General features: G+C 65.9%; 14 protein-coding genes. 10 read left to right on the forward strand and 4 right to left on the reverse strand.

All coding sequences use genetic code 11. The features are described 5' to 3' along the window. A partial coding sequence (locus C446_RS17215) for a sodium:solute symporter family transporter (protein ID WP_006674415.1) occupies positions 1-685 on the reverse strand: 685 nt, incomplete at its 3' end. Continuing rightward, positions 682-954: a DUF3311 domain-containing protein gene (locus C446_RS17220; RefSeq protein WP_006674416.1), complete on the reverse strand. Its 273-nt coding sequence runs from the start codon at positions 952-954 to the stop codon at positions 682-684. The genes C446_RS17215 and C446_RS17220, both read right to left, overlap by 4 nt. 355 nt (positions 955-1,309) lie before the next feature. On the opposite strand from C446_RS17220, the gene C446_RS17225 reads away from it, so the two are divergent. The 3 genes from C446_RS17225 to C446_RS17235 all read left to right on the forward strand — a co-directional run bounded on the left by C446_RS17225 (position 1,310) and on the right by C446_RS17235 (position 4,322). Then, positions 1,310-2,155 carry an ArsR/SmtB family transcription factor gene (locus tag C446_RS17225; RefSeq protein WP_006674417.1) on the forward strand — a complete coding sequence of 282 codons (846 nt, stop codon included), beginning with the start codon at positions 1,310-1,312 and terminating at the stop codon, positions 2,153-2,155. A gap of 200 nt (positions 2,156-2,355) precedes the next feature. Then, complete coding sequence (gene dnaG, locus C446_RS17230) at positions 2,356-3,873, forward strand: DNA primase DnaG (RefSeq protein ID WP_006674418.1); 1,518 nt, start codon at positions 2,356-2,358, stop codon at positions 3,871-3,873. A gap of 101 nt (positions 3,874-3,974) precedes the next feature. After that, positions 3,975-4,322: a hypothetical protein gene (locus tag C446_RS17235; protein WP_006674419.1), complete on the forward strand. Its 348-nt coding sequence runs from the start codon at positions 3,975-3,977 to the stop codon at positions 4,320-4,322. 216 nt (positions 4,323-4,538) lie between these two features. On the opposite strand, the gene C446_RS17240 is transcribed toward C446_RS17235, so the two are convergent. Continuing rightward, positions 4,539-5,882: a DUF92 domain-containing protein gene (locus C446_RS17240; RefSeq protein ID WP_006674420.1), complete on the reverse strand. Its 1,344-nt coding sequence runs from the start codon at positions 5,880-5,882 to the stop codon at positions 4,539-4,541. A 198-nt stretch (positions 5,883-6,080) separates the two neighbouring features. On the opposite strand from C446_RS17240, the gene C446_RS17245 reads away from it, so the two are divergent. From C446_RS17245 to C446_RS17255, 3 genes are all read left to right on the forward strand, one after another. Continuing rightward, positions 6,081-6,686 carry an undecaprenyl diphosphate synthase family protein gene (locus C446_RS17245; RefSeq protein WP_006674421.1) on the forward strand — a complete coding sequence of 202 codons (606 nt, stop codon included), beginning with the start codon at positions 6,081-6,083 and terminating at the stop codon, positions 6,684-6,686. A gap of 103 nt (positions 6,687-6,789) precedes the next feature. Next, positions 6,790-7,143 carry a hypothetical protein gene (locus tag C446_RS17250; protein ID WP_006674422.1) on the forward strand — a complete coding sequence of 118 codons (354 nt, stop codon included), beginning with the start codon at positions 6,790-6,792 and terminating at the stop codon, positions 7,141-7,143. Further along, positions 7,140-7,592, forward strand: a complete 453-nt coding sequence (locus C446_RS17255; protein ID WP_006674423.1) for a hypothetical protein — start codon at positions 7,140-7,142, stop codon at positions 7,590-7,592. Before C446_RS17250 ends, C446_RS17255 begins: the two co-directional genes overlap by 4 nt. A gap of 50 nt (positions 7,593-7,642) precedes the next feature. Here C446_RS17255 and uppS read toward each other — a convergent pair whose 3' ends face one another. Beyond that, positions 7,643-8,581, reverse strand: coding sequence for a polyprenyl diphosphate synthase (gene uppS, locus C446_RS17260; RefSeq protein ID WP_006674424.1), 939 nt, complete (start codon positions 8,579-8,581; stop codon positions 7,643-7,645). 163 nt (positions 8,582-8,744) lie between these two features. Between uppS and C446_RS17265 the strand changes: the two genes are divergently transcribed. The 4 genes from C446_RS17265 (at position 8,745) to hemA (ending at position 12,622) form a co-directional block, all read left to right on the forward strand. Further along, a complete protein-coding gene (locus tag C446_RS17265) occupies positions 8,745-9,149 on the forward strand; it encodes a DUF5778 family protein (protein WP_006674425.1) in 405 nt (134 codons plus the stop codon). Between the two features lie 94 nt (positions 9,150-9,243). Then, positions 9,244-10,470: a siroheme decarboxylase subunit beta gene (ahbB, locus tag C446_RS17270; RefSeq protein WP_006674426.1), complete on the forward strand. Its 1,227-nt coding sequence runs from the start codon at positions 9,244-9,246 to the stop codon at positions 10,468-10,470. After that, entirely contained in the window at positions 10,467-11,204 is a 738-nt protein-coding gene (locus C446_RS17275; RefSeq protein WP_006674427.1) for a precorrin-2 dehydrogenase/sirohydrochlorin ferrochelatase family protein, read from the forward strand. The genes ahbB and C446_RS17275 overlap by 4 nt, the downstream gene beginning before the upstream one ends. After that, on the forward strand, positions 11,201-12,622 hold the full coding sequence (gene hemA, locus C446_RS17280; protein WP_006674428.1) for a glutamyl-tRNA reductase: 1,422 nt from the start codon (positions 11,201-11,203) through the stop codon (positions 12,620-12,622). The genes C446_RS17275 and hemA overlap by 4 nt, the downstream gene beginning before the upstream one ends. The last annotated feature ends 5 nt before the right edge of the window (positions 12,623-12,627 follow it).

Below are 12,627 nucleotides of genomic sequence, written 5' to 3' on the forward strand. Positions count from 1 at the left end.
GCGCGAGGTGCTGGGAGGCTTCGACCTCGAGTGCTGCGGTCGCCGCCGTCGGTCCGCCGACCACCGCGAGCACCCAGAGCAGCGCGATCCAGGTCGTAACGAGCATAAACAGCCCCTGGAGCGTGTCGGTCCAGGCGATCCCTCGCATCCCCGCGACGACGACGTAGAGGATCATAAACGCCGTGATCAACCCCGCGCCGGCGGCGTAGGGGAGCGCCCCCTCGGTCAGCGCCTCGAGTGCGGTGCCGGCCCCCACCTGCTGGAGCATGACGTACGGAAAGAGCCACAGGAGGCTGACGCCCGCGACCAGGCCGCGGAGCCGTCGCGAGCCGAACCGATCGCCGAGCATCTCGCCCAGCGTCACGTAGTCGTGTTGGCGGCCGAGCAACCACTGCTTGTAGCCGACGACGTACCAGAGGATCGCGAAGATGATCCCGTCCATCAGGCCCATAACCAGTACCCATTCGGGCCCCTCCGCGTAGGCGACGTTCGGCCCGGCGAAGAAGGTAAACGCCGAGAGCAGGGTCGCAAACGTGGTAAACAGCAGGACGACCGTCCCAAGCGTCCGACTCGCGAGGTAGAAGTCTTCGGCCGTCCGCTCGGCGACGTTGTACGCGAGCACGCCGACGGCCAGCGCGATCACGAGGTAGCCGACGACGATTCCCAACTGGACGGCGACGCTCACGGCTGCTCACCTCCGGACCCCGACCGCGACGCGGTTCGTTCGCCGCGTCCGTCGCCGCTCGAACCGGGCGGTTCGATTCCGATCCCCCAGGCTCGCCGGGCGAACAGCCAGAAGACGACGCTTGCGAGGAGCATCCAGCCCACGTGCCACCAGAGCCACAGCGGCACGCCAGCGACGAGCGTTGCGTCGCCCCACAGAAACCACGGAATCGACAGCGCGCTGAGGACGACGGCGACTGCGATCCAGCCCACCAGTTCCAGCCGGCGCATGTTCGGTGGTTGGATGCGATCTTGGTAACGCTTTCCCTTCAACTAACTCTGATGAAGAACTTCTGCTATCGAACTCGAGTACCGAAATCGAAACGTCGGGACAAGCGTCCCTCGCCCGCTGTGGTCGTCAGTACGCTACGATCCGTGGTCACCGTCGAAAGCGTACCGGTTCCCGAGAGCAATCCGTGTGTCTCGAGCGCGACGAGACCGCTCACCGTCACGGACCCGGCGGCCGACGGTTGGTCGGCTATTCGACGATTACGCACACGAATGCAGTTCTTGTCCAAGGTAAAATCGCTCTTTCAGCGAAGACAAGGAGTTTAAGGGATGACAAGAGAATGGAACCAACGCCGATATGGCCCGTCTCTTCCCGTTCCGCTCCGATACGCCCGCCCAGGAGGGGGCCCCACGCGTCGTCGACCTCGAGGGGGAGGACGCCGACGCGGTCTTCAGCGCCCTCTCGTCGACGACTGCCCGGCAGATCTACTCACAACTCGACGAGCAGCCGGGGACCCCGAGTGACATCGCCGACGCGATCGATTCGTCCATCCAGAACGTTCGCTACCACCTCGAGAACCTAGAGGAGGCCGGCCTCGTCGAGGTCGTCGACACCTGGTATTCCTCTCGCGGCAACGAGATGAGCGTCTACGCAACGACCGACGGCCCGCTGATCGTCACGAGCGACGAGTCGACGGCGAGTCAGCTGAAGTCCGCAATCTCGCGGCTGATCGGTGGGATCGGCGCGCTCGCCGGTGGGAGTCTCCTCGTCCAGTACGGGCTCTCGAACTGGCTGACTCCCCAAGCCGACGTGCGGACCCAGCCGGGAGCCGTCGGCGACGATGCCGAAGCGGCACCGATGGGCGACGTCGAGGAGGAGCCCGACGAGCCGGCCGACGGTACCGATGCCGACGGGGACGACGCTGGCGACGATGTCGGAGTCGCCACTGACGACCGCGAATCCGACGAAGCCGACGATGTCGGCGACGACGTTGCCGAAGACGAGGCCGATTTCGACGCCGGCGACGACGCTTCGGAACCGGAGTGGTACGCCGAGGACCCGAGTTCGTACGAGGCGATCGCCGACGGCGGTGCAGATGCGATCTTTACGACGATCCCGCCCGGAGCGTTGTTCTTCCTCGGTGGACTGGTCGTTTTGCTCGCGGTTACCGCCTACTGGTACTGGTACCGGCCGGCGTACTGAACGCTCCTGCGGTCTCGAGACCACCCGAACGTGCCGGCTATCGACGGTCGATTCGGGGGCAGCAATCGACGCCCAGCCGCCTTCCGTCGCGAATTCCCCGGATGTCAACAGCTATTTGCCCGTCACGATTCTAGCTTACGTAAACCGCTTTCGCGCGCGATTTCCCTCGCGTCGCTGCCCCTCTCGGGGCCGGATCTCCAATGGAAGACACCTCGAAATACCTCATTCACGCGGACGTCACGGCTGACGGGGTCGTCGAGCGGAGCGACGTCGTCGGCGCTATCTTCGGCCAGACCGAAGGCCTGCTTGGCGACGAACTCGATCTCCGCGATCTCCGCCAGTCACAGAAAGTCGGACGTATCGACGTCGAAATAGCGAGCACTGCGGGCCAGTCACACGGCCACCTCACTATCGCAACCAGCCTCGACAAGGTCGAAACTGCGACGCTTGCGGCCTCACTCGAGACCATCACTCGCGTCGGTCCCTGTCGGGCCGACCTCGAGGTGACCGAGATCGAGGACGTTCGCGCGGCCAAACGCAAGGCGGTCGTCGAACGGGCGAAAGAGCTGCTCGAGACAGGGTTCGACGACTCCGTGATGACTTCCGACGAGATCCTCGCGGAGGTCCGCCAGCACGTCCGCGTCGAGGACATCACCGAGTACGAGGGGGTGCCGGCGGGTCCGCGGGTCACCGACAGCGACGCCATCATCGTCGTCGAGGGACGGTCCGACGTGCTCACGCTGCTCAAATACGGCATCAAGAACGCGATCGCCGTCGAAGGGACGAACGTCCCGGACGCCGTCGCGGAACTGACACAGCACCGGACGGTCACGGCCTTTCTGGACGGTGACCGCGGCGGCGACCTCATCCTCGAAGAGCTGGCCCAGGTCGGTGACGTGGATTACGTGGCGTTTGCTCCGTCCGGCGACTCCGTCGAAGACCTCGATCACCATCAGCTGTTTACCGCGCTCCGGAACAAGGTTCCATACGACACGGTGTCGGGGTTGAACGAACCACGTGAAGCGGTCGCAGCGACCGACGGAAGCGCCACACCCGTCCCGAGTGATTCGCGCTCGGCGACGGCTGGATCGTCCGCGGTTACAGGCTCCGAGCCGAACTCGCTTCCCGGACCGGGAACGGGTAGTCCACCGGCGGCCGACGAGCCCGAGTCGATGGCGGGTACGGACACGAGCCGATCATCGGCGCGGGTGGGTACCGACCTCGCGGTCGAGGACGAAAGCGAAGACGAGGCCGAGGACGAGGACGAGAACGAGAACGCGGACGGAGACGACGAAACGGGCACTGTCGGTGACGAGGCCGAACCCAGCAACGCCAAGCTGGACCGCGACGCGGACGCGGATGTGGACGCGGACGACGAACAGTCGGCGTCCCTCGAGACCGTCTACGAACACGCCTCGGCAGTCATCCGCGCCGGAACCGACCGCGTCCGGTACCTCGATACCGGCGGCGACGTGATCGAGGAAGGTCCCGCCAGCGACGCGTACACGTCGCTCGAGGACCTCGAGACGGTCCCGGAGACGATGGTTCTCGACGAAATTCTCGGCCAACGACTGGTGGACCTGGCGGCCGACCGCGGCGTCGACCGGATCGTCGCCCGCTCGCTCGGGCAGTTTACCAAGCGACCGACCGCCGTTCGGATTCACGCGATCGACGACATCGCATCGGAGCCGCCGGCCGGCGGCGACTCGACCGCGTAGGTCCCAGGACTCTGGTACGGTATCACGTCTCCCCCGAAAACGGTTCGCTCGGGGCTAGCGGTTCCGAGGCGTTGATAATCCGTCGGTCCCGACTCTCGAGTATGACTCCGCCACCGGCGGCTGCACTGCTCTTGCTCGGGGCATGGGCGCTCGTGCTGTTCGGGGCGACGAACGTCGCTGCCCACCACCAGCGGCGGTCGGCCGAGCGGGTGCGGCTGCCAGACGCTTCGATCGACGTTCGGACGCTCGAGTCCAAGTCCACGACCGAACTCGAGCCGGCGGACGACACCGAACTCGAGTCGGCAGCCGAGCGAGAGGGACTGTCTGACTCGGACTCTGACTTGGACTCCGACTCGAATGCGAACACGAACAGCGATCCAACGGCACGAAAATCGGAGTCACAGTCATACCGAACCAGAAAGCGAGTTGCTTCGGTGTCGGACGACTAGGGCTCACTTTCGCTCTCACTCTCACTTTCTCTCTCTCGCTCTCTCGCTCTCGAGACGAACGACAGTAGACCGGCCCGCCTGCTTCCGTCTTCATCTTCCGTTTTTCCGGACCGCTCTCGTCGACGGAGCCCGACTCATCTGGATTGCTGTAACTAGTTACCGCCGACCACCACAACGGGGTCGGCGATCGGCGAGAATTGACCACAGTAAACCGTATCACCCAAGCGCCGCGAACGATATCACGAGCAGTGCCGCAACGACCGCGCCGGACAGCGTCGCGAGGAAGTTCACACCCTGGTTTCCGAGCAGCGTGCCCTCGATCGTCGCCCCGAGCAAGCTGTCGACGGTCATCCCGACGAACCCCGCCGCGACGATGATCGCCGCGCCGGCGGCGTCGACTGCCGGGAACAGCCACAACGAGATACCGGCGACGATCGCCGCACCGGCGAGGCCGGCAACCTCGCCCTGCCAGGTGACGCCACCGTCGGTTCCCGGCTCGACGGGCTCGAGAGTCGTAATCAGCCGGGTCGTCTCGAAGACGCTGCCGATCTCGCTCGACAGCGTGTCGCTCATGGCGGTCGCGACGGAGCCGGCGAACGCGAACAGAAACAGGGTCGGGTCGGGGTCGCCGGGAAGCAACGTCGCGGAGCTGGCCGCGTAACCGAGAACAGCAGCGAGCGCGACGGCGGCGTTCCCGAGAACGTTACCGCTGCCGCGAGCGCCGCCATTGTCCTCGGCGACCCCCAGGTCTCGCTTTCGCTCGTACCGGAACTTCGTCGCGAGGCCGCCGATCCCGAAGAACGAAATGAGGACAACGAACCAGCCGTAGCCGCCCAGTACGATCGTCAACAGCCCGAGGAGGACGCCGGTGAGCATCCCGGCTGCCGAGGCGGTCTCGAGCGCGTAAGAGACGTATCCAAGCGCCATGGTGACCGCAAGCGCCGCGACGATCTCGACGGCACCGAGCGCGGGCTCGAGTTCCGCAAGCAACCACAGCAACAGGCCGACGGAGAGCATGACGATGGGCGCGTCGTACAGGAGTAACACGTCCCGAAGCAGGGCGGCAAGGAGCGCGCCGCTGGCTGCGAGGAAGACGATCTCCGGAAGGCTCCCTTCGACGGCAGCAACCGGGGCCGGCTCCGTCACCGCGACGGTCGCCGCCTGGCCGACGACGCCAGCGATCGCCCCCGCGATCGAGAAGGCCGTCACCCGCGCCACGTCGTCGTCGGTCCGCAGACGGGCGGCCTGTTCGCCGAGGTTGCCGTACCCGACGAGGAAGACTGTCCCGACGAACACCGCGGTCGACATCTCCGTGCCGACCGCGAGCAGTCCGAGGGCGACCCCCGCGAGGACGAACGTCAGCAGGCCGTAGAGTCGGCCGTCTTCGTAGTCGCCAGGGTAGGCGAGGAGCTCGAAGAGGGGGCCGTCGGTGAGGACGAACGCGCCGACCAGCAGCAGCGCCGCGATCCCACCTGCGACCCGCGGTCCGAAGAGCGGAACGGCCAGCGAAAGCGTACAGAGTACCGCGAAGACGCTGGCCCGCCGAACGGGTGCTGTCACGATATCGGACCCTTTCTGTCGGCTTTACTTGAAGGTTCCCGAACTCGAGTCGAACGCGTTTTCGGGTGCTACGGGCGTTTTGCCGGAGTTTTTGTCCCATCGACGAGGGCAGGATTGTGGGGCTCCCGTTCGCTCGTCGAGAGTCGACGTGTGAACTGGAACGTAACGCGTATGGTACCGGCCGGGATATCCGGCGGTGTGGGTCTGTACGAACGCTATCTCGCCCTCCGGATCCGTCGCCACGAGGCCGAGCCACCCGACCACGTCGCGTTGATCATCACCGAACGCGACCTGCTCGAGCAGGGAGCCTACGGGACGCTCACCGACTTCTTCGAGTGGGCCGTCGACTATGCGTCGCTGGTGACCGTCTACGTGAGCGTACTCGATCGCGAGGCCGTCCCCGCCTTGCGACGGGAACTCGAGACGGTCGACGCTCCTCGAGAGGTGGCAGTTCGTGGCCCCGACGACCGGACGCCGGCCGACGCGCCGATCCGGATCGGCATCGGGCTGGGCGGGAAACACGAGTTTACGAGCGCGGTGCGGACGCTCGCCGGGAGCGTCGCCGAGGGCGAGCTCGATCCCGAGGCGATCGACGACGAGGCAGTTGAAGACCACCTCGTCTTTCCGTCGGAGCCGGACCTGGTAATCAAGACGGGCGCGGAGCGACTCTCGGATTTTATGATCTGGCAGTCGGTCTACTCCGAACTGTACTTCACCGACATCAACTGGCGTGATTTCCGCAAGCGAGACTTCTTACGGGCGGTCCGCGAGTACTGCAATCGGTCACGGCGGTTCGGTCGATAGACACTACTCACATCCACTCATCCGTCTTCTTAGGACTGTAAAAGGCTCAAAATAAGCTTTGAGTCTTCGGCAATCTAATACCCAACGCGTCGAACCCCGGAACATGGTAGTGATCGCCGCCTTCAAAGACGGGTGGACAGCCCTCCTCGACAATCCGGGCCTGCTCGCGGCCGGGTTCGCCGCCGCCGGCAGCCAGCTCGCGACCGCCATGGAACTGATCGGTTCGGTCGGCCTCGCGGCCGCGAGATCGATCGTGTGGTGTGTGGTTCCTCCTGTTCCCGTTCGTGCTGGGTGGGCTCCTCGGTGCAGCCCTCGAGGCAGTTCGGGGCGCGACGCCGTCAGTCGGCTGGGTCCTCGGCGCGGGGAGACAATACTCCCTCCCCCGTCGCTCGTCGGACCGCCGGCGATCCTCCTCACGATCGGCGAAACGGTGACCCGGCCGCTCGGCGGCGAATGAGCGGGTCCCGCTCCCCGGACGGCAACGTCCAGACCGACGCTGTCGTCGAAGGGTCCGTTTCCCGTAGTGGGTCGGACACGGGTCACCCGATGGTCTCGCCTGTCACGGAGCGTCACCACGTCGACGGCTGTGCCTGTCTCGAGTGTCGCGACCTGTCTGCCGAAACGATCCGGCGGACGCTGCTCGAGTCGCTGCTGTGGTGTCTCCGACTCTTCCGGGCGTACCCGTCGATCCTCCTGCTGGTCGTCCCGCTCGTCGTCGAACGACGACTGCTCTCGCTTTCCTTGCCCGCGATTGGGTTTCTCGAGGGCACGATCACGATCACGATCACGGCCACGATCTGTCGCTGCGTTCTCGTTCGGGGATACGTCGACGCGGTCGCCTGGTTGGGCGTTTACGCACACCTCGACGTACGGGGATCGTCGACGTGGGCTCGTCGTTCGACGTAGCTCGACGGCTTTCGATAGACACGGTCGTCGCCATAACCCTTGCTTCCCGTTCAGTCCGCGAACGGCTCGCTGTCGACGTCTTCGCCGAGCGTCAGTTCGTCCTCGCTCGGTCGCTCACCCGTCGGCAGCGAGTCGCGGAACCGGTCGACGACCGATCGGGCCTCCGGTAGTTCCGTATCGCCGAGCGCGCCGAGCAGCGCCATCGCCCGACGTGCTCGCGTGCGTCGCCACGACTCCTCGCGGTGCTCGTACGTCCGGATACCCCGGAGGAAGTCGGCTTTCGAGAACTCCGGCCAGTAGGGCGTACAGAAAAAGACCGCAGCCTCGTTGCCGTTGGCGTGCCAGGGGAGGAAGTTCGAGGTCCGCTCGTCGCCACCGGTACGAATGATCAGATCGACGTCCCGGACCGGACGGTCGTACAGCCGCCGTTCGATCGTCCCGATGTCGATCTCGTCGGGCTCGAGTGCCCCGTCGTCGACCTCGGCTGCGACCCCGCGGGCGGCCTCGAGCAGCCGCGATCGACCGCCGTAGGCCAAGGCGATGTTGAGGACGAACGCATCGTAGTCGCTGGTCCGTCGCTCGGCGTAGTCGACGGCCTCTTGGACGCGCTCGGGAAGCAGCTCGATCTCGCCGATCGCACGGATGCCGACCTCGTTTTCGTGGACGCGGTCGGCGTCGGCGAACTCCCGGAGCTTCTCACAGAGGAGGTCGAACAATTCCTCGTTTTCCTCGTCGGGCCGTTCGAAGTTCTCAGTGGAGAACGCATACAGCGTCAGTTCTTCGACGCCGACGTCCTGACACCACTCGAGAACGCGCTCGGTCGTCTTCGCGCCCTCGCGGTGGCCCCGCGGAGCGTCGTCGCCCTTGCGGCGTGCGTACCGACGGTTGCCGTCCTGAATTACCGCGACGTGTGTCGGTGCGCCGGAAATCTCTCGGGAGAGGACACGCTCGTACACCGCATCGACGCGACGGCGGAACCACCGCTTCATCGGCAGAGTCCACGAGACCGACGATTATGTGTCTTGTGTGTTACTTTCTGCCTGTGAGACTGGCAACCACGACATCGAACTGGGTAAAAACGCCCGCCATACGGCCGGACACTCCGCCGACCGAATCGTGACGGCTATGAGTGCGGCCGCCCTCGTTCCGACGATGGCAGACGCGATCGACGACGACCTCTATCAGCGCACCAAGGCACTGCTCGAGCCCGGCGAGATCGAACTCAACGGGGCGATCGTCCACACGGAGTTCGACGGTAGCGAGGACGTTCAGATGATGCAGGCGACGATCGACATCGGCGACATCATCGCCGACCACTCCGGCTACGACCCCACTGACTGTTTCGTCTACTCGGGCAACGACGACCCCGACTTTTCCTCGAACCAGCACCAGGGGCTCACGCTCGAGGACGAGGAGTTCGTCTGGGAGTGCCAGCAACTGCTCCGCGAGGGGAGTTTCGATGTCGTCATCTACTATCGGGCCAGCGCGGATCACGAGGCTATCCTCGGGGACGTTCGGGAGCTGGGGTTCGACGTGACCGGCGTCGAAGGGGAGTAAGCATCGTTTTCACCCCTAACACGGCCGCTGTCGCCGTTCCCAGAACATAGGAGTCGACAGGTCCCTTATGCCTGCCCGTTCCCGATCCACTCGTATGTCTCCTGACGTCGCTCTCTCCGACCGGGAGCGGGCCATCGTCAACGCGTTCCAGGGCGGGTTCCCGGTCGTAGAACGACCGTTCGAACCCGCCGCGGCCGCGCTCCGAGAGCGGGGAATCGACGTCTCCGCGACGGCCCTCCTCGAGACGATCCGGACGCTCGACGAGCGCGAGATTATCTCCCGGTTCGGGCCGCTGATCGACGCCGAGGAGATCGGTGGCACCGCGGTACTCGTCGCGGCGTCGGCTCCCGACGACCGGCTCGAGGAGGTCGCCGAGGCGATCAACGCCCGCCGCGAAGTGGCTCACAATTACGAGCGCGATCACCCGGAGCTGAACCTCTGGTTCGTCGTGTCCGTCGCCGACGAGGACCGTGTCTCCGAGGTACTGTCGGCGATCGAGGCCGAGACCGGAACGGAGACGTACGCGATGCCCAAACGCCGGGAGTTCGAACTCGAGGCGACGTTCCCGGTCGACGGCCCGTTGTCGGATGCGGTAGGTGGGGAACGAACGGAGGGCACGGACGACGCTCCCGACCGAGAGCACGTCGGGGTCGACCTCTCTCGGCTCGGTTCTGGGCGTTTCGATGGTTTCGAGGACTTCGAGGACTTCGAGGACTTCGAGGGCTCCGGCGACGACCCTGGCCCCGACACCGACCCCACCACCGAGCCGGGCCGGGACCACACCGGAACGCCGGATTCGCTTTCGCCGGCCGAGCGCGATCTGGTTCTCGAGGTACAGGACGGACTGCCGTTGACCGAGACGCCCTACGCGGACGTCGCCGCCGCTATCGGACGGGAGCCGGCGTGGGTTCGTGGCACGATCCGACGGTTCGACCGTGAGGGGAAGATTCGCCGGATCGGAATCGTCCCGAACCACTACGCGCTCGGCTATACGGAAAACGGAATGACGGTGTGGGACGTATCGGACGACCTCGTCCCCGAAGTCGGACGCGCTGTGGGTTCGCTCCCGTTCGTGACCCACTGTTACGAGCGGCCCCGCCACGACGGCGTCTGGTCGTACAACCTGTTCGCGATGGTCCACGGCCGCACCGAGGCGGAGTGTCACCGACGGATCGATCGAGTCTACGAGCTCGTCGCCGACCACGAGGAGATCACCGAAGACGAGTGGGGGACGCTGTTTTCAACACGTATCTTGAAGAAGTCGGGGATCAGACTACCCGAACGGGTCGAAGCGAACACCCGACGCACATCTCCGCAATGATCCCGCTCCTACACGATTTCTCGAACGCGACGGTGCTCGTCTTCGGCGGTGGTCCCGTCGGTGCCCGGAAGGCCCGACGGTTCTCGCGCGAGGCGGACGTGGTCGTCGTCAGTCCAGCGTTCGTCGCGGACTTCGACGACCTCGAGTCCGCGGGGCCGCGTTCCGACGGTGACGACTGCCACGGCTCCACCGACGCCGACGCGATCGGCACCGTCCATCGGGTTCGTGCCGCGCCCGATCCGGACGACATCGACGGTTGGCTCAAGCGAACCGATCCCGCGCTCGTCGTCGCGGCGACCGACGATGGACAACTCAACGAAGCGATCGTCGAGGCCGCTCGAGACCGAGACGTGCTGGTCAACAGGGCCGACCGGTCGGGCGGGCGCGATCCGGGAAGCGTGGTCGTCCCCGCGACGATCCGCGATGATCCCGTCGTCGTCGCCGTCGCGACCGGCGGGACCGCTCCAGCCCTGAGCAAGCATCTACGACAAGAACTCGAGGAGTCGATCGACGGTGCGGGTGAGGTGGCGCGACTGTGCGACACGTTGCGTACCGAACTTCGATCCCGAAACGCGTCGCCGGCACAGCGCCGGGAGGTGGTTTCCCGTGTCGCCAGCTCGTCGGAAGTTTGGACAACTTTACGTAGTGGAGACTCTAATCGCCAGCAAGTGATCGAGGACGTGCTGGGTCAGGGTAAGGAACGCGACGACGGTATGGGGGGTGACCGGCAATGACGGGGGCCGGCGTCGTAAGCGGCGCACGCGTCACACACGACAGCGGGAGTGTCGACGATCTCGCCGACGCCAGTCCCGATCGACAGACCGCGGCCGTCGCCAACCTCTGTTCGCTGCCCCGGATCGAGGAGGCGTACGTACTCGCGACGTGCAACCGGGTCGAAGCCTACGTCGTCGGCCCCGACGCGGCCGTCGGCCGGGCGGCCCTCGAGCAGTTTTTCGCCGACGTCGACGACGAGGCGATCGTCAGGACCGGCCACGACGACAGTCTCCATCACCTCCTGCGGGTCGCGGCCGGACTCGAATCGGTCGTCCTGGGCGAGGATCAGATCATCGGCCAGGTTCGGGACGCCTACGAGGACGCACGCGAGGCCGACGGTATCGGATCGATGCTCGAACCGGCCGTCACGAAGGCGATCCACGTCGGGGAACGAGCCCGCACCGAGACCGATATCAACGAGGGCGTCGTCTCGCTTGGGTCGGCAGCGACCCGCCTCGCCGCCGAGGAGCTGTCCCTCGAGGGGGCGACCGCGCTGGTCGTCGGTGCAGGCGAGATGGGACAGCTGGCCGCCCGGAGTCTCGCGGACGCGGGCGTCGAGGAAGTGCTGATCGCGAACCGGACGGTCTCGCGGGCCGGCCACCTCGCCGACGAGCTAGAGACGGAGGCTCCCGTCAGCGACACGCGAGCCCTCTCGCTCGAGTCGCTGTCGGCTGCGGCGACCGAGGCCGACGTAGTCGTCACCGCGACGGGCAGCGACGAACCGGTACTCGAGCGCGGCCACCTCGTGGCCGCCGCGGTGAGCGACCGAGACGACGCCGGTGTCGATCCGGGTCACGATCGCTCACAGCGGGTGGTCGTCGATCTCGGCCAACCACGCGATGTCGCGCCCGCGGCCGACGAGCTTCCGTCCGTGGCAGTGTACGACCTCGACGACCTCGAGTCGGTCACCGAGGAAACCAGACGCCAGCGGGCGTCGGCGGCTCGCGAGGTCGAAGCGATCGTCGATCGGGAGTTCGATCTCCTGCTCGACCAGTACAAGCGCGCCCGTGCGGACGAAGCGATCGCGGCGATGTACGAGTCGGCCGACCGGATCAAGGAACGCGAACTCGAGAAGGCGCTGTCCCAGCTCGGCGAGGACCTCAGCGAGCCCCAGCGCGAGGTCGTCGAGTCGATGGCCGACACGCTGGTGAGCCAGCTGCTCGCGCCACCGACCAGAAGCCTTCGGGAGGCGGCCGCCGAAGACGACTGGGAGACGATCCACACCGCCTTGCAACTGTTCGACCCGCACTTCGACGACGACGTCGAAGTCGCGTCGCTGCTCGAGGCAAGCGCAGGCGAAGGGGGTGCGGGGGGTGCAACCGACTCCGATGCGCCCGTTGCTGGCGTCGAGTCGTTCGCCGCGACCGACGACGACTGAGTCGT

The sequence above is a fragment of the Halobiforma nitratireducens JCM 10879 genome (genome assembly GCF_000337895.1).
Lineage (GTDB): Archaea > Halobacteriota > Halobacteria > Halobacteriales > Natrialbaceae > Natronobacterium > Natronobacterium nitratireducens.

Coding starts and splice junctions, on each gene's coding strand:
- C446_RS17220 (WP_006674416.1), bottom strand. CDS start 954: ATGCGCCGGCTGGAACTGGTGGGCTGGATCGCAGTCGCCGTCGTCCTC.
- C446_RS17225 (WP_006674417.1), top strand. CDS start 1,310: ATGGCCCGTCTCTTCCCGTTCCGCTCCGATACGCCCGCCCAGGAGGGG.
- dnaG (WP_006674418.1), top strand. CDS start 2,356: ATGGAAGACACCTCGAAATACCTCATTCACGCGGACGTCACGGCTGAC.
- C446_RS17235 (WP_006674419.1), top strand. CDS start 3,975: ATGACTCCGCCACCGGCGGCTGCACTGCTCTTGCTCGGGGCATGGGCG.
- C446_RS17250 (WP_006674422.1), top strand. CDS start 6,790: ATGGTAGTGATCGCCGCCTTCAAAGACGGGTGGACAGCCCTCCTCGAC.
- C446_RS17255 (WP_006674423.1), top strand. CDS start 7,140: ATGAGCGGGTCCCGCTCCCCGGACGGCAACGTCCAGACCGACGCTGTC.
- uppS (WP_006674424.1), bottom strand. CDS start 8,581: ATGAAGCGGTGGTTCCGCCGTCGCGTCGATGCGGTGTACGAGCGTGTC.
- C446_RS17265 (WP_006674425.1), top strand. CDS start 8,745: ATGGCAGACGCGATCGACGACGACCTCTATCAGCGCACCAAGGCACTG.
- ahbB (WP_006674426.1), top strand. CDS start 9,244: ATGTCTCCTGACGTCGCTCTCTCCGACCGGGAGCGGGCCATCGTCAAC.
- C446_RS17275 (WP_006674427.1), top strand. CDS start 10,467: ATGATCCCGCTCCTACACGATTTCTCGAACGCGACGGTGCTCGTCTTC.
- hemA (WP_006674428.1), top strand. CDS start 11,201: ATGACGGGGGCCGGCGTCGTAAGCGGCGCACGCGTCACACACGACAGC.